The organism is Glaciimonas soli (assembly GCF_009497155.1).
Lineage (GTDB): Bacteria > Pseudomonadota > Gammaproteobacteria > Burkholderiales > Burkholderiaceae_D > Glaciimonas > Glaciimonas soli.
The window spans coordinates 569426-593717 of record NZ_WINI01000001.1; the positions used below are offsets into that span (position 1 = coordinate 569426).

General features: G+C 50.1%; 19 protein-coding genes, 1 tRNA gene and 1 pseudogene. 7 read left to right on the forward strand and 14 right to left on the reverse strand.

The genetic code is table 11. The annotated features are described in order from the left end of the window. Nucleotide 1 precedes the first annotated feature (1 nt). Complete coding sequence (locus GEV47_RS02665; RefSeq protein WP_153233149.1) at nucleotides 2–1027, forward strand: NADP-dependent oxidoreductase; 1026 nt, start codon at nucleotides 2–4, stop codon at nucleotides 1025–1027. A 59-nt stretch (nucleotides 1028–1086) separates the two neighbouring features. On the opposite strand, the gene fahA is transcribed toward GEV47_RS02665, so the two are convergent. Genes fahA through GEV47_RS02680 form a run of 3 tightly spaced genes read right to left on the reverse strand, consistent with a single transcriptional unit; the run spans nucleotide 1087 to nucleotide 5094 of the window. Further along, the gene (fahA, locus tag GEV47_RS02670; RefSeq protein WP_153233150.1) at nucleotides 1087–2355 is read right to left on the reverse strand and encodes a fumarylacetoacetase; all 1269 of its coding nucleotides are present in this window, start codon (nucleotides 2353–2355) and stop codon (nucleotides 1087–1089) included. 30 nt (nucleotides 2356–2385) lie between these two features. Next, nucleotides 2386–3696: a homogentisate 1,2-dioxygenase gene (gene hmgA / locus GEV47_RS02675; RefSeq protein ID WP_153233151.1), complete on the reverse strand. Its 1311-nt coding sequence runs from the start codon at nucleotides 3694–3696 to the stop codon at nucleotides 2386–2388. Nucleotides 3697–3729: 33 nt separating this feature from the next. Next, nucleotides 3730–5094: an MFS transporter gene (locus GEV47_RS02680; RefSeq protein WP_153233152.1), complete on the reverse strand. Its 1365-nt coding sequence runs from the start codon at nucleotides 5092–5094 to the stop codon at nucleotides 3730–3732. 136 nt (nucleotides 5095–5230) lie between these two features. Between GEV47_RS02680 and GEV47_RS02685 the strand changes: the two genes are divergently transcribed. From GEV47_RS02685 to GEV47_RS02695, 3 genes are all read left to right on the forward strand, one after another. Next, nucleotides 5231–6127, forward strand: coding sequence for a LysR family transcriptional regulator (locus GEV47_RS02685; RefSeq protein ID WP_153233153.1), 897 nt, complete (start codon nucleotides 5231–5233; stop codon nucleotides 6125–6127). Nucleotides 6128–6175: 48 nt separating this feature from the next. Further along, entirely contained in the window at nucleotides 6176–6505 is a 330-nt protein-coding gene (locus tag GEV47_RS02690) for a DMT family transporter (RefSeq protein WP_153233154.1), read from the forward strand. A gap of 506 nt (nucleotides 6506–7011) precedes the next feature. Continuing rightward, nucleotides 7012–7863 carry a PA4780 family RIO1-like protein kinase gene (locus GEV47_RS02695; RefSeq protein WP_153233155.1) on the forward strand — a complete coding sequence of 284 codons (852 nt, stop codon included), beginning with the start codon at nucleotides 7012–7014 and terminating at the stop codon, nucleotides 7861–7863. Between the two features lie 85 nt (nucleotides 7864–7948). Here GEV47_RS02695 and GEV47_RS02700 read toward each other — a convergent pair. Beyond that, nucleotides 7949–8034, reverse strand: a tRNA-Leu gene (locus GEV47_RS02700). Between the two features lie 549 nt (nucleotides 8035–8583). On the opposite strand from GEV47_RS02700, the gene GEV47_RS02705 reads away from it, so the two are divergent. Together GEV47_RS02705 and GEV47_RS02710 are read left to right on the forward strand one after the other, a co-directional pair. Further along, entirely contained in the window at nucleotides 8584–9066 is a 483-nt protein-coding gene (locus tag GEV47_RS02705) for a GNAT family N-acetyltransferase (RefSeq protein ID WP_153233156.1), read from the forward strand. Between the two features lie 610 nt (nucleotides 9067–9676). After that, entirely contained in the window at nucleotides 9677–11233 is a 1557-nt protein-coding gene (locus tag GEV47_RS02710) for an arylsulfatase (protein ID WP_153233157.1), read from the forward strand. 196 nt (nucleotides 11234–11429) lie between these two features. Here GEV47_RS02710 and GEV47_RS02715 read toward each other — a convergent pair whose 3' ends face one another. From GEV47_RS02715 to GEV47_RS02740, 7 genes and pseudogenes are all read right to left on the reverse strand, one after another. Continuing rightward, nucleotides 11430–13778, reverse strand: coding sequence for a xanthine dehydrogenase family protein molybdopterin-binding subunit (locus GEV47_RS02715; RefSeq protein ID WP_153233158.1), 2349 nt, complete (start codon nucleotides 13776–13778; stop codon nucleotides 11430–11432). Continuing rightward, nucleotides 13775–14254 carry a (2Fe-2S)-binding protein gene (locus tag GEV47_RS02720; RefSeq protein ID WP_153233159.1) on the reverse strand — a complete coding sequence of 160 codons (480 nt, stop codon included), beginning with the start codon at nucleotides 14252–14254 and terminating at the stop codon, nucleotides 13775–13777. The genes GEV47_RS02715 and GEV47_RS02720 overlap by 4 nt, the downstream gene beginning before the upstream one ends. Nucleotides 14255–14427: 173 nt before the next feature. Then, entirely contained in the window at nucleotides 14428–15819 is a 1392-nt protein-coding gene (locus tag GEV47_RS02725) for a GntP family permease (protein ID WP_153233160.1), read from the reverse strand. A 153-nt stretch (nucleotides 15820–15972) separates the two neighbouring features. After that, a complete protein-coding gene (gene dbpA / locus GEV47_RS02730; protein WP_322741525.1) occupies nucleotides 15973–17361 on the reverse strand; it encodes an ATP-dependent RNA helicase DbpA in 1389 nt (462 codons plus the stop codon). A 272-nt stretch (nucleotides 17362–17633) separates the two neighbouring features. Then, nucleotides 17634–17777: pseudogene (locus tag GEV47_RS19450) on the reverse strand (cyclase family protein); the annotation flags it as partial. A 78-nt stretch (nucleotides 17778–17855) separates the two neighbouring features. Then, the gene (locus GEV47_RS02735; protein ID WP_153233161.1) at nucleotides 17856–18389 is read right to left on the reverse strand and encodes a flavin reductase family protein; all 534 of its coding nucleotides are present in this window, start codon (nucleotides 18387–18389) and stop codon (nucleotides 17856–17858) included. A 12-nt stretch (nucleotides 18390–18401) separates the two neighbouring features. Beyond that, the gene (locus tag GEV47_RS02740; RefSeq protein ID WP_228124534.1) at nucleotides 18402–19529 is read right to left on the reverse strand and encodes an LLM class flavin-dependent oxidoreductase; all 1128 of its coding nucleotides are present in this window, start codon (nucleotides 19527–19529) and stop codon (nucleotides 18402–18404) included. Between the two features lie 381 nt (nucleotides 19530–19910). On the opposite strand from GEV47_RS02740, the gene GEV47_RS02745 reads away from it, so the two are divergent. Further along, nucleotides 19911–20489 carry a winged helix DNA-binding protein gene (locus GEV47_RS02745; RefSeq protein ID WP_153233162.1) on the forward strand — a complete coding sequence of 193 codons (579 nt, stop codon included), beginning with the start codon at nucleotides 19911–19913 and terminating at the stop codon, nucleotides 20487–20489. Nucleotides 20490–20613: 124 nt separating this feature from the next. On the opposite strand, the gene GEV47_RS02750 is transcribed toward GEV47_RS02745, so the two are convergent. From GEV47_RS02750 to clpB, 3 genes are all read right to left on the reverse strand, one after another. Further along, on the reverse strand, nucleotides 20614–20763 hold the full coding sequence (locus GEV47_RS02750) for a hypothetical protein (RefSeq protein WP_153233163.1): 150 nt from the start codon (nucleotides 20761–20763) through the stop codon (nucleotides 20614–20616). Nucleotides 20764–20989: 226 nt separating this feature from the next. Further along, on the reverse strand, nucleotides 20990–21484 hold the full coding sequence (rraA, locus tag GEV47_RS02755) for a ribonuclease E activity regulator RraA (protein ID WP_153233164.1): 495 nt from the start codon (nucleotides 21482–21484) through the stop codon (nucleotides 20990–20992). 99 nt (nucleotides 21485–21583) lie between these two features. Continuing rightward, complete coding sequence (gene clpB, locus GEV47_RS02760) at nucleotides 21584–24196, reverse strand: ATP-dependent chaperone ClpB (protein WP_153233165.1); 2613 nt, start codon at nucleotides 24194–24196, stop codon at nucleotides 21584–21586. Nucleotides 24197–24292 lie beyond the last annotated feature (96 nt).

Here is a 24292-nt window from a genome sequence, read left to right on the forward strand (position 1 = left end):
TATGCAAAACAATTACCAAAATCAGCAATGGTTTTACGTTAAACGGCCCGATGGCCGCGTTAGTAATGATCACTATGAATTGCGTGAAACCGAGCTAGATGGAAACCTGTCCACGAACGAAGTCATCCTGCGCGCAAAATTCATCAGTGTTGACCCGTATATCCGCATCCAACAGCATGAGCGTAACACCTATGATGTTCCGCATCCGCTGGGCATCGTGCAGCGCGCCGGTGTGGTTGGCGAAGTTGTTGCTTCGGCGAGTCCACTTTTTCAGGTGGGCGACTGGGTATCTGCTTACAGTGGCTGGCAACTTTACGCGCGTTGTCATCACAGTGAACTGACCAAACTTGACCCGAGTGCAGCGCCAGTTTCCACTGCACTTGGCGTACTCGGCATGCCCGGCAGAACAGCCTGGTTCGGTTTGACCGAAGCGGGTCGCCCACGTCCCGGTGACACCTTGCTAGTTTCAGGGGCAGCTGGTGCGGTCGGATCTCTGGTTGCACAGTTCGGCAAGCGCGCTGGATGTCGCGTTATCGGCATCGCAGGTGGCGCTGAGAAATGTCGCTTCCTGAGCGAAACACTGAAGCTTGACGGTGCCGTTGATTATCGCGCACATACAACGCCTGAAGCCTTGAGCGCGGCAATTGCCGACGCGACCGGCGGCGTCGATATTTATTTTGATAATGTCGGTGGCCCAATTACCGATGCCGTCATTCCCCTGATTAAACGTCGTGCTCGCATCATCATCTGCGGCGCTATTAGTCAGTATGACGGCGGCCTGGATAAACCTGATGTCGGCCCGCGCTTTTTGCAGCACATGCTATTTCAGCGCGCGACCATTCAGGGCATTCTGGCGCGCGACTTTACCAATCGCATGGATGAAATGCTGGCCAAGGTTGCACCATGGGTGAAAAACGGCGAAATCGTTTTCCAGGAGACTTACGTAGACGGCTTCGATCAATTGCCCGAAGCACTCAATAGTCTGTTTGAAGGAAAAAATCTCGGTAAATTGCTGGTGCGCGTATAAAGTTCGTTTTAAGCGAGCGTTAAGTATAGAGGGCAAGGCCTGCCCTGCCCTCTATAAACTTACCCTTTAGCTGGCAATATTTTCCCGGTTACACAGCCAAAACCGATGCGATAACCGTCACCCTGGCACCATCCTGTCATATTGATTTCATCCCCATCCTGAATAAAAGTTCGCTGTGTGCCATCGACCAGCGTTATCGGCTTTTGTCCATTCCAGGTCAGTTCCAATAAGCTACCGTATGCGTCAGGCGTGCTGCCGCTGATCGTACCGGAGCCCATCAAATCGCCTACTTGCGTATTGCAGCCAGAAACCGTGTGATGCGCGAGCTGCTGCGCCATGGTCCAATACATGGCTTTGAAATTGGTTTTACACAGTATGTTTTCCGCGGATGAGTCTGCCGTCTTGAGCGTCACTTCCAACGCAATGTCGTAACCGTTATCGGTCTGTTGCTGTAAATAAGGCAGCGGTGCCGGTTGCTGCTCCGGACTAGCAACGCGGAATGGCTCCAATGCTTCCATCGTCACCACCCAAGCCGAGATCGACGTACCAAACGATTTACTATTGAATGGGCCCAGTGGCACATATTCCCACTGTTGCAAATCGCGCGCGCTCCAGTCGTTGAGCAGCACCATACCGAAGATATGTTGGTCCGCTACGTTGATATCAATCGCTTCACCCAGCGCATTTGGCTGGCCGATCAAGAAGCCGGTTTCCAATTCGAAATCCAGCTTACGGCATGGGCCAAAAACAGGATTATCCGATTCCGGCAATTTCAATTGCCCTTTCGGCCTATGCAATGCCGTACCGCTCACCACCACCGAACTGGCGCGGCCATTGTAACCAATCGGGATATGCAACCAGTTTGGCAGCAATGCATTTGCCGGGTCGCGGAACATGCACCCGACATTAGTCGCATGCTCTTTCGATGAGTAAAAATCGGTATAGCCGGCAATCTGCATCGGCAAGTGCATAGTCGCTTGCTCTTGTGGCAGCAAGGCTTCAGCACGCAAAGCCGGGTTATCACGCAACACAGGATTATCATGACGCAATAACTGGCTAATGGTGTCACGTGTGGCGCGCCAGGTGGCATGGCCCAAGGCGACAAAAGCATTCAAACTGCCGCTGCGAAAAATTTCAGATGGCACGTCTAATAAATCAGCGTCTTCCAACGCGGCTAAATCCAGCACGAAATCACCGATGGCGACGCCTACTCGCGGTACGGGATCGGCAACGGTACTGAAAATACCGAAAGGTAAATTCTGAATCGGAAAATGCGATTCTGGTGAAACCGCGATAAACGATTTTAGGGATGGGTCATTGGTATGCATGTTGTGTACTCCGAATTTGTATAAATTGTATTACGGCTGACCATTAAAATTTTTCTTTAAACCATGCCAGCAAGCCAGATAATTTCTCTGCAGCAGTGGTGTATCCATCGCAAGTTGCGTTGGATGAATCACGTAGCGGCTTTCAAACATAAACGCGAGCGTGTTGTCGATACGATGCGGTGCTAGCGCTGCATTGCTGGCTTTTTCAAACGTCGCCGCATCTGGTCCGTGACCGCTCATGCAATTGTGCAAACTGCCGCCGCCGGGCACAAAACCTTCCGCCTTGGCATCGTAAGCGCCGTGTATCAATCCCATATATTCACTCATCACATTGCGATGGAACCATGGTGGGCGGAAAGTATTTTCAGCCACCATCCAGCGCGGCGGGAAAATCACAAAATCGACATTCGCGGTGCCAACAGTATCCGAAGGCGAAGTGAGGACGGTAAAAATTGATGGATCGGGGTGATCGAAACTGACCGTGTTAATCGTATTGAAACGACTGAGATCATATTTATACGGCGTGTAATTACCGTGCCAGGCGACCACATCCAACGGTGAATGATCGATTGCCGCGGTCCACAATTTACCGCCAAATTTCGCCACTAATTGAAAATCGCCTTCACGTTCTTCATAGGCAGCAACCGGCGCCAAAAAATCACGTGCATTGGCAAGGCCGTTGGAGCCTATTGGACCTAGTTCTGGCAGTTGAAATGGCGCACCATAATTCTCGCAAACATAACCACGCGCCTCACCATCGGGTAACTCGATGCGAAACCGTACACCGCGTGGTATCACGATTATTTCTCCCGGCTTGACGTCAAGTGCGCCCATTTCCGTATGCGCCAACAAACGCCCTTGTTGCGGCACGATTAACAACTCACCATCGGCGTCATAAAAAAATCTGTCGTGCATGCTGCGATTGGCGACATATAAATGAATGGCTATGCCAGCCTGCATCGCAGCATCTCCATTGCCTGCCATTGTCGTCAAACCGTCAACAAAGTCAGTTGGTTCGGTCGGTATGCTCAACGGATCCCAGCGCAGCTGATTCGGTGATACTGCAACTTGATGAAAAGGTGCGCTGCGCAATGTTGGCTGCGCCAATGACTCAAATGCGTGGTGCATGGCTGCTGGACGAATTCGATATAACCATGTACGGCGATTATGCGCGCGCGGTGCCGTAAAAGCTGTGCCGGATAATTGCTCAGCATACAAGCCGTAAGATACTTTTTGCGGTGAATTCTGCGCTGCAGGCAAAGCACCGGGCAAGGCTTCGCTGGCGAAGTCATTGCAAAATCCGGATTGGTAACGAAGCACGCTTTGCGATATGTTTTCCATCGGTTTTATCCTCGCTTGATTCAATATCTGATTTTAATGTGCAACGACAGCATTCGCCGTCTTGCGTTGTGAAGTCTCCTGCATCAACATCAACATCACCGCCGAAACGAGCGCCGGTACTGCCAGTAAGATGAAGATGCTGCTGCTCGGCCAGTTCAGGCGGATCAGCTCACCGCCCAGCACAGGTCCGACGATGGAACCGATGCGGCCTATTCCAAGACTCCAGCCAATACCGGTGGAGCGCAATGTAGTCGGGTAATAAGTACCTGCCAATGCATTTACTGCGGGCTGACCGCCAACGATGCAAAAACCGGCAACGAAGATGCTGGAAAACAGGAACAGCAACGAAATTTCCGGACGTCCTATCAACGCTACCGCCACGCCGGCTATCAGGAATACCGGAATCAACACGCGGCGGAAGCTGGAGCGGTCAATCAGTTGGCCCATGATCAAGGTGCCCAAAGTGCCGCCAATCTGCAACGTGGTACCGGCCATTACTGCGGTGGCAGTGGACAAGCCAGCGTCCTTGGCAATGGTCGGCAACCAATTCGATAGGAAATAGAGATTCACCAGGTTCATGAAATTGATGATCCACAACAGGATCGTGACCTTGGCTCTGCCCTCCTGAAACAATTGCAGCACTGGCGCGCCCTTACCGGCTTTTTCGTTGACGACGTAACGGGTGTCTTGATTAATCACGACCGCAGGATCGATGCGATGCAGCCACTTGCCGACCTGCTCAAGCCGCTTACCGCGCAACACCAGAAACTGCATCGATTCCGGCAGCAGGAAAATCATCAGCAAGCCAATCACTAGCGGCACGACGCCGCCGACATGGAATACCGACTGCCAACCGAAGCGTGGGATCAATGCTGCCGATAACAAACCGCCTAGCACTGCACCCAGGGTAAAGCCGCACGACACCAGCATCATCAAAGTGACCCGTTTGCGCACGGGGCTGTATTCGCCTGCCAGCGCCATCGCATTCGGCATGATCGCGCCCAGTCCAAGGCCAGTCACGAAGCGCAGTACGAAGAGTTGCCCTATCGTGCTGGCTAGAGGCGTCACCAACATACAGGCAGAAAAAAACAAAGTGGCGGCAATCAACACTGGGCGGCGACCGATGCGATCAGCCAAGATACTGAAACAGAGCGAACCTATCAGCATGCCGAATAGGCCAGCGCCAAATACCGGCCCGAGATTGGCCTTGGCAATGCCCCATTCCTGAATGATAGCTGGCGCGACATACCCCATGGCCTGGACATCGAAACCGTCGATGATCAGGCAGATGGCGCACAGGGTCAGCATAACGATCTGGAAGCCGCCGATGCGACTGCGATCAATCAGGGCGGGAATATCTATAGGGATGCTATTCGTGCTCGTTGCCGCAATGCTCATGCGTGTCTCCGGGTAGATGTTGGCGCCGCGTCAATGCGATCTGTTTTTTTGCATTATCATCCTTTTTAATAATCAGAAAAATAGGCAATAATTAAAATCATTTTTTAATTAACTTAAACAATATAAAATCACCATCATGGACAGATTGGAATCGCTACGCGTTTTTTGCCAGGTGGTAGAGCTGAACAGCTTCAGCCGCGCCGCTGAGCAGCTGGAGATGTCGAACGCCACCATCACCAATCATATCGCCGCCCTTGAGCGGCATTTCGGCGTACGCCTGCTTAACCGCACTACTCGCAAAATTTCCCTGACCGACGATGGTCATAGCTGCTATCAGCGTGCGCAACGTTTGTTGGGCGACATGACCGAGCTGGAGGATGCATTTCAAGGTCGGCGCGTGACACCACAGGGCATCTTGCGTGTCGATGTGCCTACTGTGATTGCCCGCATTTATCTGGCACCAGCGCTGGAGCGCTTTGCCGCGCTGTATCCGGAGCTCTCGATCAGGCTGAACGTCGGCGACCGCATGGTTGATATGGTGGAGGGGCGCGGCGACGTCTGGATACGAATCGGCGAACTGAAAGACTCCAGCATGATAGCGCGCCGCATCTACCAAACCCGCAATCTATGTTGCGCATCGCCGGATTTCCTGACCCGCTATGGAACTCCGCAGACGCCGCAGGAACTAAGCAACTTCCGTTGCCTGGCTTTCATTCACCCTAACAGCGGTCAGAATGTCCCTTGGACCTTTAGCAAAGGCAAGCAAGAACTAAGCTGGGCACCACCCGGCAATATTGCCATCAATCACGCTGAAACGCTGATCCATGCAGCCAGCTGTGGCACCGGCATCGTCCAGCTGTTGACGCTCTCACTCAACCCGCAAATCCGCGATGGCTATTTGACGCCCGTGCTGGCAGACTGGGCAACGCCCGGGCCGCCGGTCTCGGTGGTGTATCACCAGAGCCATCAGTTGTCCGCCAAGGTACGCGTATTTGTCGATTTCGTTACAGAGTTGTTTGCCGCTATAGACTAGCGTTTCGACATTTCATTTTTCTACCTTTTATTTTTGCCAGGAGAAATCATGCATTGGATCTATCTAGCGATCGCCATCGTTGCCGAAGTCATCGCTACCAGCGCTTTGAAAGCCAGCAATGAATTCACTCGCTTAATTCCATCCATCACGGTGGTTATCGGTTACCTCATTGCGTTTTATTTTTTGTCGCTCACCCTACGCACACTGCCCGTAGCAATTGTCTACGCGATGTGGTCCGGTGTCGGCATCGCATTGATCGCGATCATAGGCTGGATACTATTCAAACAGACGCTCGACAGTGCTGCCCTCATCGGCATCGGCTTGATTATCTCTGGTGTCGTTGTGTTGAATGTATTTTCAAAATCAGTAGCGCATTGAATACATTCAGGACTGACGCAAAATCGTTCCGACAAGGCATAACGATGAAAGCAGTATTGAGTACAGCCACGAGTTATAACGCTGCTGAGACGGTTTTGCATCAGCCCCAAAGTTATCAACAGAATCTGTGAACAGACCTGTTGATAACTAAGCTAACATCACGCTATATCATTGATTTATTGGCGTTTTTCCGAAGTGACTCTCAAAAAAAAAACCCACTGAGCTTAGCAAGCGTAGTGGGTTGAATCCAAACTTTAGGGAGATTTGGAGGAGACAGTGGAATCATACGGTGAAAATGTGACCCATTTATGACAAAGCAGACTAGTTTCAAGCCAATCCCGCCTTGACAGTATTTTGCCCCTTATGACCGCCATCACCCACGATTTGTGCATACTTCGGTACAAATTTTGTGATGTTTTTTACAATCACTCCCTATGATTTTGCATAACTCGGCTAAACTCGCCCTTTCTTGAAGTATAAAAAGTAATGCAAAAGCAACAATTAATATGAAAACTCCCAAAAGAATCCAGCCCTTGGTAGAAGAAGGTCTGATCGACGAAGTGATGCGTCAGTTGATGAGTGGCAAGGAAGCCACTGTCTATGTCGTCCGTTGCGGCGACGATATCCGTTGCGCCAAGGTGTACAAAGAAGCGACCCAGCGCAGCTTTCATCAGGCGGTTGCCTATCAGGAAGGTCGACGGGTAAAAAATAGCCGACAAGCGCGCGCCATGGAAAAAGGGACACGGTATGGACGCAAAATGGCAGAAGAAGTTTGGCAAAATGCCGAAGTCGATGCCTTGTATCGCTTAGCGGCTGCCGGCGTGCGGGTACCAACACCGTATACTTGCTTCGAAGGCGTGTTGTTAATGGAGCTGGTAACAAATGCCGAAGGTAATGCTGCTCCCCGCTTAAACGACGTCGAATTAAGCCATGAGAAAGCGTTGGAGTTTCATGCGATGTTATTGCGCGAAGTAGTACTAATGCTCTGCGCTGGCGTGATTCACGGTGATCTGTCGGAATACAACATTCTGGTCGATGCACACGGCCCTGTGATCATTGACTTACCTCAGGCAATCGATGCCGCTGGCAGCAGCGTTGCAGCCACTATGCTGGAACGTGATGTAACCAACCTAGCCAATTTCTTCGGCGCTTTTGCCCCTGAACTCATCGGCAGTCAGTATGGCAAAGAAATTTGGGCCTTGTACCAGGCCGGATTATTGACACCGGATGCGCCACTTACTGGTCGTGTTGCGCTGCCGACGGCGCCAGTCAATGTGGGTGCAGTGATTCATGAAATTGCATTGGCGCGCCAGGAGGAAGAAGATCGAATTCGTGCACAAATGGAGATGCAGGATTAACGCTGCGAGCCATTTAATATTCGCAGAATGCAGATATTAAGGAACAAATGAAAACGGCTCTCATCGCTGAGAGCCGCATATTCATTGGTGCCCGAGGCCGGACTTGAACCGGCACACCCATAAGGCGAGAGATTTTAAGTCTCTTGTGTCTACCGATTTCACCACTCGGGCAGTGTACGCACTTAACTAAATAAAAGCGTAAATAAAAATGTCGAAAAACATTTTTTCTAAATCTAGGCAGGGGCGCATTCTATCAGGTTCTTGCGAGAACGGCTAGATTCCATGTATAAAATTTTTGCCTCTCGTGATTAATCCAAAAGTACGCGATGCTTGTGCGTCAGTTTAGTCAGGAACGTACTGTGATTAATGTGATGTAAAATATGCGCGTTTTGAAATTGCTGCAGTCTACGCATACCGAAACATAAAACATAGGAAGCATTGAGTGTATGTAAATATTGGCAGTTTGCATTTATCTGAACTTCCACCCTTCTAAAAACTCTAAAAAGCAACAAATGATCGTTGTTTTTGCTTTTTAAACAACCACTCAACACCAGTTTCCTCATTTAACGATTGAAATAGTGAAGAGTGACCCCATTTTAAGGCCATCGTGACTATGGCCTACGGCCGGCGTTAGGAAGCCAGCCGCGCTGATGTAGTGCTCATTTACAAGATGTGCACACCTCAGACATAGAAAAAAGACAATTTTAGGAGATATGCTGCATGGCGATAGTGAATAAAAGCAGTGTAGAGCAGGCTTGTGATATTACTTTTGCAAGTGTTACAAAACAAGATTTCGAGAGCTTGGTTGCGCTGCGCATTGCTGCTATGCGTGACAGCCTCGAACGAGTCGGGCGTTTTGATCCGGTGCGTGCACGTGAAAGATTAAAAAGCGGCTTTAAGGCGGAATACGCCCGCCATATTTTATTTAATGGAGCGCATGCTGGATTTTTTGTGTTGAAGCCTTCAGGCCAAGTGATGCTGCTGGATCACTTATATATCCATCCGGATTATCAAGGCCAAGGAATAGGCGCAATGACGATGATCAACATCATCGCGCAAGCCGACGCATTGGGATTGCCGATACAAGTAAGCGCGCTCAAGGGTAGCCGCTCCAATCACTTTTATCAGTCGCATGGTTTTGTTGAAACCGGCGAAAGTGAGTGGGATATTTGCTATCTGCGTGCACTTGGCACCGAGATGTAATTTCGATTTGCATGAGAAACAAGCTTGTTGTGCGATTGCATTGCGCAACAAGCGGCGTATTTTTTGCTTCTGACTTTCTGACACAGAACGGAAGCGTAGTTACTCCCACTCTTCCTCTTCTTCGGCAGCTCATCCCAATCAGTTGTGTAATTGGGCGGCCGTCTCTTCGAGCACCCTATCCCCCCTGACTATCCAACGACTGAACCGAGTTGTACGATATTTCTGTCATATTAAAGATTCAATCTAACCAGCGCCGCCGTGACTGCAGGTGCATGCTTTGTTTACTCATCTCTCCGTGCAAACCCCCATGTTTGGCTACGCAGGCGCCGGGTGCCTGCATCGATCCAATTGGCCGACGGTTTAATGTCGGATTACGACCCTGTGCGAACGTTCAGACTATCGACAACCAGACGTTCATTGTTTAAATATTTCTTTTGGGATGTCAGCCGCGACAGGCCAGCTTACCTGCACCGAAGGGCAGCAGACACTGCACGTTTGTACAAATGACATGCAGATTTTCGACGTGCATAGTTCCTCACGGTGGCTTGCGCTCGCCTCTTGGTACGGTTATCAAAACACAATCGAAATCCAAACACGTAAGGAGTGTCTGATGGAATCAAAATCGAAAAAAAAGGCTGGCGGCAAGAAACCCAACATTCTCGTGATCTGGGGCGATGATATCGGCATCTACAACCTGTCTTGTTACAGCCATGGCGTGATGGGCTACAAAACGCCCAACATTGATCGCATAGCCAAGGAAGGCATGATGTTCACGGATTCGTATGGTGAACAGAGTTGTACCGCCGGCCGATCTTCGTTCATCACCGGTCAGAGCGTACACCGCACCGGGCTGTCAAAGGTCGGTATGCCGGGCGCCGACAGCGGACTGCAGCCGGAAGACGCGACAATTGCCGAGCTTCTGAAGCCGCTGGGCTATTCAACCGGACAGTTCGGCAAGAATCATCTTGGCGACATGAACAAATACCTGCCGACCGTGCACGGATTCGATGAATTTTTTGGCAACCTCTATCACCTGAATGCGGAGGAAGACCCAGAAGATCCGGACTATCCGAAAGATCCGAAATTCCGTGCCAAGTTTCTGCCGCGAGGCGTTCTCAAGTGCAAGGCAACAGATAAAGACGATGCCACCGAAGAGCCACGCTGGGGCCGCGTCGGCAAACAGATTATCGAGGACACAGGCCCTCTCACGAAAAAGCGCATGGAAACCATCGACGACGAAATCATCGGTGGTGCAAAGGACTTCATCACACGTCATGCGAATGACGAAAACCCGTTCTTTTGCTGGGTTAATACCACCCACATGCATTTCCGTACACATCCGAAACCCGAACACGTGGGTCAAGCTGGGGAAAGTCAGTCACCGTACCACGACACAATGATCGACCACGACAGACACGTCGGCGAGTTGCTCGATCTGCTGGACGAACTCGGAATTGCCGAAGATACCTTCGTTATGTACTCGACCGACAACGGCCCGCACATGAACTCTTGGCCAGATGCTGGTATGACACCGTTCCGCAGCGAAAAAGATACGAACTGGGAAGGCGCATTTCGCATTCCTAAGCTTATACGCTGGCCTGGCAAGGTTCCTGCAGGTTTCATATCTAATGAAATCGTTCAGCATCACGACTGGCTTCCAACCTTCCTGGCCATTGCCGGTGAGCCGGACATCATTGAAAAGTGCAAAAAGGGGCACACTGCCGGCGACAAGAAGTTCAAGGTGCACATCGACGGCTACAACCTCTTGCCTTTCCTGACCACAGAGGGCGTGAAGAGTCCGCGCGAAGAGTTCATGTACTTCGACGATGATGGCAATCTGGTCGCAATCCGGATGAACAACTGGAAGTTCGTATTCATGGAGCAACGCGTCGAGGGAACTCTCAAAATTTGGATGGAGCCCTTTGTCGTCCTGCGGACGCCCAAAGCCTTCAACCTGCGCACTGACCCATTGGAACGCGCTGATATCACTTCCAATACCTACTACGACTGGTTCATGACAAAGGGCTACCGCCTTTTCGCAGCACAGGCTATTGTTGGCGCGTTCATGTCGACATTCAAGGAATTCCCGCCGAGACAAAAAGCGGCGAGCTTTACTATCGAACAGGCACACGAAAAAATGGGCAGCGCTGCGGCGGCGTCCAAGTAGTATTGAGTATTGGTTATCGCCTGTCTGAAAGCGGGCGATAACCTATTACTCAGATTCGCGACTGTCAGCTTCCGCCACCGATTCCGGTCATTCAATGGAGAGCAAGTCTCGATAAGATCCGTCACATCATATGTGGTAAAGCAAGCTAATACATATGATGTAGCACAAACCCCGTTCACGCTACATCACGCTCGCCTCACACTGCTTTTTTCGCTTGATCCCGAATCGGCAAATCACGTATCCGCTTGCCAACTGCTGCAAAAATCGCATTGCATAAAGCTGGTGCAATCGGTGGTGTTGCTGGTTCACCGACACCTCCCAAAGGCAGATCAAACGGATGCTCAATGATATGCACATGAATTTCTTTTGGTGCTGAGAATGCGCGCATCACATCGTACTCATGGAAATTCCCCTGAACCGCTGCGCCGTCTTTGAATGTGATTTCACCAGACAATGCCAAGCTCAAACCCATGATGCAAGCACCTTCAACCTGAGAGCGAATTCGATCTGGCGTAATCGCAGGGCCGCAATCAATCGCCACATCAACCCGTGGAATGCTGATGTCGCCATTGTCACTAACCACCACTTCCACCACTGCGGCGGCGTAACTCATGAAACTATAAGTCACGGCTAAACCTTGACCGCTGCCTTTTGCCATTTTCTTGCCCCAGCCAGCTTCCTTGGTTGCGCGCTCAACCACTTGTCGCATACGGCCAGCGTCTAATGGATATAACGTTGGTGACTCACCATAGTTAGTCTTATCAGACATTTCCGCCGGATTGATTTTGCGTGCCGGGCCGATCAACTCTAGCAAAAAATCTTTGTGATCGCGCTTTGCTGCGGCCGCCAATTCTGCGACGAATGATTGGACTGCAAACGCATGAGGAATGTTGTATACCGACCGAAACCAGCCAATTCGGGTATGCGCTTCAACTTCTGGCGCTTCGATACGAATATTCGGAATGACAAACGGAATGTTGATAGCACCCATCCCTAGTTCCGATGCCGACTCCCCTTTTGCGCCAGCTACAAACGTCGAAGCGATCGTTGGCGCGGCAGAACGATGTAACCACGCCTGCGGTTTTCCGTTCGCGTCCATTGTGCTTTCCAAATGTTCTAGCGAGACCGTATGGTAATAATCGTGACGCAAATCATCTTCGCGTGTCCATGTCACTTTGACTGGCTTACCGTCCATTGCTTGTGATAACAATGCTGCTTCTGCCGCATAATCCGGTTTCGACTTACGGCCGAAACCGCCGCCCAGCAAAGTAACGTTGACCTGGACATTCTCTGCCTTCCAGCCTAGTCGCTTGGCCACTGTTTCACGAGCCGCTTGCGGATCCTGAACACAGGCCCACACTTCGCATTTGCCATTGGCGATGCGCGCTGTTGCAGCAGGCGGCTCCATCGTGGCATGCGCCAAATGAGGAATATAGTATTCCGCAGCGATCAGCTTATTTGCATTCTTGGCTTTATCCAATACTGCCATCACATCGCCATCATTGCGCATCACTTTGGCGCTCTTGCGAGCAGCATCTTGCAAGGTCGCTTTGAAAGTCGCTGAGTCGTAATTTGCATTATTGCCAGCGTCTTTATTATCCCAAGTGATCTTTAATGCGTCCCTTCCCTTGATTGCAGCCCAGGTGTTGCTGGCAATAACAGCTATACCGCCCAAAGGATTAAATAGGGCCGGCGGTGGACTCCCCTTCAGCTCTATCACGCGTAGTACGCCCGGCACTTTTTTCGCCTCGGTTGCATCAAAACTCGCAACCTTTCCGCCAAACACTGGCGGACGCGCAATCACCGCATACACCATACCGTCCAGGCGAGTGTCGATACCGTATTGGGTGTTGCCAGTGACAATGTTATGAAAATCGATGCTATCAAATTTTACTTTACCGATATAACGGAATTCTGCAGCATCTTTTAAGTGGACTACAGCAGGTGCGGGCAACCCTAGCTTGGCTGCTTCCATTGCCAATTCGCCATAGCCCAACTGACGCCCGGTTTTCGCATGATGCACAACATGATTTTTCGCGGCGACTTCTGAAACGGGCACATTCCAACGCGTTGCCGCTGCCGTTTCCAGCATCACGCGTGCAGTAGCGCCGACCCGGCGCATAGGCATAAAGAAGTGACGCATACTGCGCGAACCATCGGTATTTTGATTGCCGTAGCGGCTTTCATCAGCCACGGCTTGTATCACGCGTACGCGGCTCCAATCGGCTTCCAGTTCATCGGCCACCACCAATGGCAAACTAGTCCGTATCCCTTGCCCCATTTCCGAACGATGGGCGATGATGGTGACAATACCGTCGGCGGCAATGGAAACAAACACCAAGGGGTTATCGACTGTGCCACCCGGCATCGCAGCGCCACCATATTTCTTTTCTGGCATCGCAACGTCTGCAGCACGAACAATACCTGTCACACCAACCGTCAACGCCAGGCCAGATAATGCACCGACACCTTTAAGCCAGTCACGGCGACTGATGCCATTTAAAGGAAGACTTTCTGTAGATTCAAGATCGAAGGCGGCGCTCATTTTGCGCCTCCTTTGCTTGCGGTATGTGTAGCAGCGGCCTGCTTAATAGCCGCTTTGATGCGAGTGTAAGTTCCGCAACGACAGATGTTGCCGCTCATCGCGTCATCAATATCTTTGTCTGTCGGTTTGGCATTCGTTTTAAGTAAAGCCGTGGCTGACATAATTTGACCGGCCTGACAATATCCGCATTGCGGCACGCCTAAGGCAATCCACGCTTGCTGCACTGCATAACCAACGCTGTCGTCACTCATGGCTTCAATGGTGGTGATTTTTTTGCCTGCCGCTGCACTAATCGGTGTGACACATGATCGTATCGGCTCTCCATCAAGATGCACTGTACAGGCACCGCATAAAGCCATACCACAACCAAATTTTGTCCCCGTTAAACCGATATTGTCGCGTAAGGTCCAGAGAATCGGCGTGTCGTCGGGCAATGCGACATCATGCTGTTTGCCGTTGATGGTGAGTGTCGTCATGGTTATACTCGCAATGAAATTAATTGTTTATTTTATATCCATTTAATAATAATACTCATCAAAACCTTTTAAAAATGCAAAAAGCCGAAAAGTAATATTAATACTTTTCGGCTTTGCTTTTTCTAATGCAATTTTAAGATCGTCAACCGCTAAAAAATCGGCAAATCTTTGTTTTACACGATTCCGGTTAAATAATAAGTCGCAATCACTACAAACACCGCAATCGTCTTGATCATAGTAATCACAAAAATATCTTTATATGACTGTCGGTGCGACAACCCGGTAACCGCCAACAAGGTAATGACAGCACCGTTGTGCGGTAAGGTATCCATCCCGCCACTGGCCATCGCCGCGACGCGGTGGAATACTTCTAACGGGATACCCGCCGCTTGTGCATTTTCAATAAACGTATGCGACATCGCTGCCAAAGCGATACTCAAACCACCGGATGCGGAGCCAGTTATCCCTGCCAAAGCCGTCACCGTCACGGCTTCATTCACCAGCGGATTCGGAATAGATTTCAAGGCATTGGCGATCACGATAAAGCCTGGCAAGCCAGCTATCACTGCTCCAAAACCGTATTCAGATGCGGTATTCATCGATGCTAACAAAGCGCCACTAACCGCTGCTTTGCTGCCTTCCGCAAATTTCGCCTTAACTGCTTTAAAAGCAAAAAGAAACACCGTCAAAATCCCCAGCAACAACGCTGCTTCCACAGCCCAGATCGCCACCACGCTTGAGACTTGGGTGGTGATCGGTTTAGTGGTCCCTGCCAATGTCATTTCGTGCGTAGGACCGTACCAGATTGGAATCCAGACCGTGAATACTTTGTTCATCACTCCAACCACCACTAACGGTAGCAATGCAATCAAAGGATTCACCAATTTATCATCTGCAATTTGCTCTGGTTCATTCAGCAAATTGGTGCCATAACCTTCATCATTAGCAGCAGCACGACGGCGGCACCACTCCAGATAGATCAGCCCGACCACCAAAATAAAGACCGCACCGATCACACCTAACCATGGCGCTGCCCAAGTGTTAGTGCCGAAAAAAGTAGTGGGAATAATGTTTTGAATCTGTGGTGTGCCGGGCAAAGAATCCATCGTAAAAGTGAATGCGCCCAACGCAATCGTGCCTGGTATCAGACGCTTGGGGATATTACCTTGACGGAACATCTCTGCAGCAAATGGATAAACCGCAAACACCACTACAAACAAGGAAACGCCACCGTAAGTAAGCAAGGCACACACCAGCACAATCGACAGCATGGCCCGTTGCCGTCCAACCAACTTGATCACGCTGGAGACGATGGCTTTGGAGAAGCCTGATAACTCAATCACCTTGCCAAACACTGCACCCAGCAAAAACACCGGGAAGTAAAGTTTGACGAAACCCACCATTTTGTCCATAAAGACGCCGGTAAACATCGGCGCCACCATGGAAGGATCGGTCAGTAAAACAGCGCCCAATGCCGCAACTGGTGCAAACAAAATAACGCTGTAGCCGCGATACGCAACAAACATCAAAAACAGCAAAGCCAAAAGAACAATGATAAAACTCATACCGCAATCTCCTTATTTACGTCCAATACTTGCTCAATCTACAATTGACAACATTGAATTTAATTGCGGGCATGCTATTTAATATCATGCCATTTGTCTATCTATTTTCTGCTGTAGTTCTTACGTAGTCATGACAAATGCATTACCCATTCATCACTCGGACAGAAAGCGCATCTTAAACTGGCGGCCTTTGATATTACCGCTACTCAAGCGACGAAAAGCGTGTTGCGCAATACTCCGTTCCAACGCCACATAGGTCATGAATTCAAAGACATTAATCTTGCCGACTTGTTCTTTTTTCAAACCGACATCGCCAGTCAATGCGCCCAACAAATCGCCCGGACGCAGCTTGTCTTTTTTACCGCCCATGATGCAAAGTGTGACCATCGGCGCAGGTAACGCTTCGCCATCGGCCGGTGTTAATGCCTCCAGATCAAACCAGGTTACTGGTCCGTTTTGATATTCCTCAATCAGCCTGACCCATTTTTTCTCATTCGGCGCACATAAATTCAATGCCAGGCCTTGAGCATGGCCGCGGCCGGTACGTCCAATGCGGTGAATATGAACTTCGGTATCTTTGGAAACATCCACATTGATCACAGCATCCAGGCTTTGAATATCCAAACCGCGCGCAGCAACATCCGTAGCGACCAGGACTGAACAACTCTGATTGGCAAATTGCAGCAAAATTTCATCGCGCTCACGCTGTTCCAAATCACCGTACAAAGCAACTGCGCTAAATCCCTGATCGCGTAATTGTTCTGCCAACTCACGACAATGAATTTTGGTATTGCAAAACGCGATGGTTGAAACCGGTTTGAAATGATGCAGCAAAGCTGCTACAGCCGCATTGCGGCCATCCGCAGTCACCGGATAAAAACGTTGTTCAATTTGATTGGCGCTATGTTGCGCCTCAATTTTTACTTCGACCGGATTGCGCAAAAATTCCGCGCTGGCTTTACGAATATCATCTGGATAAGTCGCTGAGAACAACAAGGTTTGGCGGCGCGCCGGGCAAGCGCTGACGATGCCGGAAATTTCCTCGTAAAAGCCCATATCGACCATGCGATCGGCTTCATCTAGCACCAGCGTCTGGACCTTGGAAAGATCGATGCTGCCACGACCGATATGATCACGAATCCGTCCCGGTGTGCCGACTACAATGTGCGCGCCGTGCTCCAACGAACCGATTTGCGGGCCCATCGGTGAACCACCGCACAAAGTCAAAATTTTGACATTGTCGGTAAAGCGCGCCAAACGTCGCAACTCTTGTCCGACCTGATCGGCCAGTTCGCGGGTTGGACACAGCACCAAACCTTGAATCGCAAAATACGACGGATTAAGTTTATGCAAAATGCCAATTCCAAAAGCCGCAGTTTTACCGCTGCCGGTTTTAGCTTGTGCAATCAGATCGTGTCGATCAAGTATCACCGGCAAGCTCTGCGCTTGAATTGCAGTCATGTTGTGATAGCCAAGGTTGCTGAGATTGCTCAGCATGGCTGGGGAAAGAAGGGAAAGTGTCGAAAATGGAGGAGTAGTCACAATGATGTATTAGAACTTAGTAGCGATGAATTGCGAGAGTCTAACAGGCATCACGATAAGCAAGTTAAAACAGGTATGCGACGATTCTTGGATTTGGAGGTGCGCTGACAACCGGAGCACAGCTGTGCGACCATCGATTACCATATGTAACAGATATCAATAACCTATTACATTTTGATCATTCAAACAATCTGATAAGCGTGCAATGGTGGCGGCAAACGCTATGGTGCAGTCTTGAGTTATACAGAAGTGCGTGCCCGGAAGGGCAATGCGACCGGAGCATCAAAACAGGTTCCTGTGTGCTCATCGCAAAAAAAGTTACTCCAATACCACACCGGACCGCGACTGCCGTACTTGGAGATTTCCTCAACTCTGAATGGCCATGACGGACCAAACCCGGGCGGCAACAACAAAGAGTGAGGCACATCGCGCGAGTCGAGCCGGTTACAAAGACTTGCTCAAACTAAGATTTCGACACGACTCGCAAGTCCGGTTCAGCAGGGCTGTACCGTTCCGTAGCGGCCCCGCCAATAGACCAGCGCGTCGTCCGGTTCCGGAGCGGCAATCACCGCTTGAACTCGGCCAATCACAATTGAATGCGTATTCCGGTCGATCATTTCGTCAACACTGCAATCGAACGCGATTTGCGCATCTTTCAACACCAATGCACCGGTAGCCAGAGTTACCCAGTCCCCCTTGGCATATCGGGCAGCCCCCGTCATACCGCCCTTGCCGGCAAACTGGTCGGCAAGATAGCGCTGATTCGGAGCCAGCACGCTGACCCCGAAATGCGGATAGCGACTTAGTAGCGGCCATGACGACGAATCGCGGTTGACACACACCATCAAGGAGGGCGGATCGACGGACAACGAGACGACGGAGGTCGCGGTCAAGCCGGAACGATCCTCGCCCTTACCAACCGTCACCACGCATACTGCGCCCGCCATATGTCGCATTGCTGAGCGAAAAAGATCGGCGGTTGCGGTCGCTGCCTGATCCCCAACGCTAGTGCAATTATTGGATTTCATATTGACCTCGGCTCATGTAGCCACACGAACAGCGTCCTGGCGCAATCCGCGTTTAACCAAAATTGGTAAAACGTTATCGCGGAAGTAAGGAAACTCTTTCACGTAATCGACAAATGACAACGTAGTCCCGCGAAAACCCGCTTCATGCAATGAAATGATGCCATCGGCGACTTGCTCGGGCGTGCCAACCAGCGGGAAACCGCCGTGTCCGATCGCCATTCGGTCTCGAATCTGGGCAAGTAGGTCATGCGGGAAGGAATACGCATGAGCAAACTGGAGGTTCATCAGATTGTCGACTGCAGGCCAATCGACGTTGTTTCTACCAAAATGCTCAAGGTACTCTTTGGCCTCTGCCTCTGTCGGACGGCACACGACATGCGAAAAAGTCAGTACATCGATATTTTTCCCCTTGTTGAGGGCCTCGTTCTTGAGTTGCTTGATTTCATCACGTGAACGATTCAGATCAATCGCTGGAGTGAAAAGGAAATTGGCGTTTTGCATCGCAAAGGCGCGCCCTTCGCCGGAACCGGCGGCGTTAAGAATTGGCGGCGTGCCAGCATAGGGCTTCGGGTCTGCGTGTACTTTTTTCAAGTTGAAAAACGAACTATCCCAATCGAAAGTACCGGAATCGCTCCACAATTTCTGAATCACGTCGTACCAATCTTGCGCGTAAGCGTACCGCGCTTCATGACCGCTAGGCAGATCCAATCCCAATGCTTCGTACTCTGGCTGGTTCCAACCGGCGACAATATTTAAGCCCGCCCGCCCGCCACTGATCTGGTCCAGTGTTGCAATCTGTTTCGCTACGACAACCGGATTGTTGGCTGCCGTATGCACGGTCGCAAAGACTGTGATTTGCCGTGTCTGGCTTAGCAAACCGGCAGCCCATGTAATTGTTTCCAGTACATTACCGTGGAAATTGGTTTCGCCGCCATAACCGATCCAGCGCGCAATCGGCAACATGAAGTCGATCCCGGCGTCGTCCAGCATACGTGCCAGCTGTAAATTGTTGTCCCAGGAATTGTTCCAGCGCTCAGGCACCTTGGTGACCGACATCCCACTCGAACAATTAGACGCAAACGTTCCCAAAAGAAATTGATCGCGCCGAAACATGCTGTTAACTGATTGTTGAACATTCATTATTTAGTCTCCATATTTTTTAATTTAAAATGTAAATTACACTTTAATTTGCAATTTAATTTACGCTTTAATTTAAACCTAAAAATTTTTAGCTGCAAGCCCTTTTGATATTGCGACGCAGCATTCCTTCGGAGAAGTATTGAATATGCAATTACCACTCGTAGCCCTGCTTGCCGAGCGCAACCAAGGTCCGTATCGATAAAAATTTGGTGGTCATTGACGACGATGTCTGTCAACGGGAGGGCTCGGGCGGCGTTGCCTTGCTCTCAGATTTTCGAGAGACTCCTATCTACTGTATATGCTGGCGGCAATATAGATAGTTCTGGAAAAGCGACATGTCTTGCCATAGAATCATCGGACATAACGTTCTCGGAGTAATTAATGGCACGTCCTGCCGCTTCAGATTTTGATCTACATTGGCATCTTGCAACCACCGACCACGAAATCGCCGTCACGGAATTTGAATTCTGTGTATTGCGAATGGAAGAGGCGTTCCAGAGATGGCAATCCGAGTGCCTGGCTGCCGGTACCGCTCAGGAATGGAGCGGCTTCGATAATGCCGTTCTACATGTTCTTAGAATGAAAGATCGACCGAAATCCGTTACCGAGATAGCACGCGTGCTGAATCGGGACGATTTATCGGCCTTACAGTATTCGCTGCGCAAATTGCAGTCACAAAAGTTAATCGAAAAGGAAGTTAGTACAAAAGGGCTGCGTCGCGGGGTGCGCTATCAGGTAACCGAGCATGGTCGCAAGGTCACGGAGAATTTCGCCGAGAATCGACGCGCGTTACTGATCTCACTAACCAGCACAATGGCCGACTCCGACGAACAACTTAAAAACGCGACGCGTACGATGGCCTTTATGACCGGGATTTACGAGCATGCGGCTCGGATCGCAGCCACGCATGCTCTGGCCATAGACGTCAGGCAAGCCCCACAGCTGAAACGAGAGGAATAAGAGTAAGAATCGCACATTGGTCTTTTTAGGCGCATAAAATGTGAAACACCATATGTTGCGAAGCATTTCCACTAGTACCTATATAGCTTTATGAACCCTCTGGCCTGTCCGACAGACTGGGCAGTCACCGGTTTTCTGCTTCGATAGTTTTCGCTGCGATAGTGGTTTCGTTACGCAGCGTTCGCACGGTATTGCGCACCGATTGCATACACAGATCAATATCCGTCAGCGGCGTGTCAACCAAGCTGAACTTGTAGTTGACATGCGCCTGCATTTCGTCAGCGGCGCACCTATTGCTTTTAGCGGGTCGATTGCAGCAACCGAATCGATACTTTCACCGAAAGGTGTCGGTTAGTTCTGCACAATGCACGAGCTTACTTTGATATCCGTCATGATCAGAGAGACAATCAGCGACATCGCCGCGCATGCGAAAACTCCACCTTAGACATGACTACGATGAAAATGTTGGTCAGAGCCAATCAAAGAGTGATCATTTGTTGTCAGCCATGTAGCTTTTCACGACTCACCACCACGCCATCAGCGTCGACATAGATCCAGTCACCAGAATTGATTGCGATATTCGCAATGGATACCTGCAGATCCTTTTCACCGGCACCTAATCGAACGCTGCGCTTTGGATGCGTAGCAAGTGCGCGTATGCCCACATTACATGCATCCAACTCAACCGAGTCACGAACGCAACCATTGACGACTATCCCTGCCCAGCCGTTTTCTTCGGCTAACTTGCCCAGCTTTCCCCCGACCAGTGCGCAGCGTAAACTACCGCCGCCATCGACCACCAAAACTTGTCCATTGCCTTGGGTTTCCAGTGCGGCGCGCACCAAAACGTTGTCTTCAAATACTTTCACGGTGCGGGCTGGACCGCAAAATTTCACTTGCTGGCCGAAGCGCTGGAAAATTGGTGGTAAGACGCTGAGATTGCCAGTGCTTAATTTGGACTCGTTGTCGTCACAGATATCACACGTTGTAAACATTTGAAGGTCCTTAATAAAAATTGGGCTGGAATGATGGATTGCTCATCCATCATTTCAGCCCAGACAATAGCATACGAGATTGTTGTTTAATTCAGTCTCTTATGCGCTCGGCTCGCCTTTATCAAAAACAAGTTCGCCGTTATGAACATGGATATGCACGGTATCTTTCGGACCGAATTTCCCTTCCAACATTTGTTTGGACAAAGGATTTTCGATCTGCTGTTGGATCGCCCGTTTCAATGGGCGTGCACCGTACACCGGATCAAATCCAGCTTCTGCAATTTTTTGCAAACCAGCTTCTGAGATATCCATAGTGATATCCATTTTTGCCAGTCGTTGCTCCAAAATGCTTAACTGTATCTTGGCGATAGCTCCAATGTTTTTCTCATCCAAAGCATGGAATACAACGATTTCATCGATACGATTGATGAACTCTGGACGGAAATGGCTACGCACTTCACCCATCACTTCCATCTTGACTACCGATGGATCGCTGCCTTCCATTGCCTGAATACGATGTGATCCTAAATTCGATGTCATAACGATCACCGTATTTTTGAAATCCACTGTACGGCCTTGCCCATCGGTCATACGTCCATCGTCTAATACTTGTAGCAACACATTAAAGACATCCGGATGCGCCTTCTCGATTTCATCGAGCAAAATCACGCTATAAGGTTTGCGCCGTACCAATTCAGTCAGGTAGCCGCCCTCCTCATAGCCAACATAGCCAGGTGGTGCGCCGATCAAACGCGCCACGGAATGCTTCTCCATGAATTCGCTCATGTCGATACGTATCATGGCATCTTGGGTATCAAACAAAAATCCCGCCAACGCCTTGCACAATTCAGTTTTACCGACACCAGTCGGGCCTAAAAACATGAAGGAACCATATGGTTTATCCGGATCGCTCAAACCCGCGCGTGACCGACGAATGGCATCCGACACCGCAGCTATCGCCTCATCCTGACCAACTACGCGTCGATGCAATTCATCTTCCATGCGCAACAATTTATCGCGGTCACCTTGCATCATTTTTGATACGGGAATACCAGTGGCGCGCGAAACGATCTCAGCAATTTCCTCCGCGCCCACCTGCGTGCGCACCAAGGTTGGCTTTGGATTGCTTTCTGGGTGCGCATTCGCAAACTCGTCTTGTTTAGACTGGGCTTCCAATGCTTTTTCTAGCTCATTAAGTTTGCCGTATTTCAACTCAGACACTTTTTGCCAATCGCTATTACGGGTTGCGTCTTCAATTTGAAGGCGCAATTTTTCGATCTCTTCTCTCAGATGCTGACTGCCCTGCGCGCTGGCTTTTTCTGACTTCCAGATTTCTTCCAGATCAGCGTATTCGCGTTCCAGCTTTTCGATTTCTTCCTCGATCAGAGCCAGGCGTTTTTGCGATGCTTCGTCTTTTTCTTTCTTAATGGCTTCACGTTCGATTTTCAGTTGAATCACGCGTCGATCCAGCTTGTCCATCACTTCGGGCTTGGAGTCAATTTCAATCTTGATTTTAGCGGCCGCTTCATCGATCAAATCAATCGCCTTATCCGGTAAAAAGCGGTCCGTGATGTAGCGATGCGACAGCTCGGCCGCGGCGACAATAGCGGGATCCGTGATATCAACGCCATGATGGACTTCGTATTTTTCCTGTAAGCCGCGCAGAATCGCAATCGTCGCTTCAACGCTAGGTTCGCCAACGATAACTTTCTGAAAACGACGTTCCAGTGCGGCGTCTTTTTCAATGTATTTACGATATTCATCCAACGTGGTCGCGCCAACGCAATGCAATTCACCACGCGCTAAAGCGGGTTTCAGCATATTCCCGGCATCCATTGCGCCTTCAGCTTTACCGGCGCCGACCATGGTGTGCAGCTCATCGATGAAAACGATGGTTTGCCCTTCGTCTAACGAGATTTCTTTCAGTACGGCTTTCAGGCGCTCTTCAAATTCACCACGGAATTTTGCACCGGCCAGCAATGACGCCATGTCTAACGACAAAACGCGTTTCGACTTCAGGCTGTCCGGCACTTCACCATTGACGATACGCTGCGCCAAACCTTCGACGATGGCAGTTTTACCGACGCCAGGTTCGCCAATCAGGACTGGGTTATTTTTGCTGCGACGCTGTAATATTTGTATCGCCCGACGAATTTCGTCATCGCGGCCAATCACTGGATCAAGCTTACCTAAGCGCGCACGCTCAGTCAGATCTAACGTATATTTTTTCAACGCTTCCCGTTGACCTTCGCCATCTTGTGAAGCCACATTGTCGCCACCGCGTACTGCATTAATCGCCGCTTCCAACGCTTTGCGGGTTAAGCCGTTTTCACGCGCCAGTTTGCCAGCGTCGGATTTATCGTCTAGCAAGCCAAGTAACAGCATCTCGCTGGCGATGAATTGATCGCCGCGTTTCTGCGCTTCTTTATCTGCCAGATTGAGCAAAGCCAACAGATCGCGGCCTATTTGCATTTCGCCAGCGTTGCCTGACACTTTAGGCAAACGTTCCAGCGCTGCTTTTAGGGCAGTCGATAAAGCAGCAACGTTCACACCGGCTCGCTGCAACAGCGAACGTGCACTACCGTCATCTTGATTGAGCAAGGCGATCAGCGCATGTAATGGTTCGATATATTGATTGTCATTGCCAACCGCCTGGCTTTGGGCATCAGCAATCGCTTCCTGCAATTTCGTTGTAAGTTTGTCAAAACGCATAGTTCTCTCCAAATTAATCTAATGAATAGCAAGTTGGGATACTGCGACTGATTTCAAGCAAATAAAGCAACAATTTCCTGAAAATAACAAAGAAAA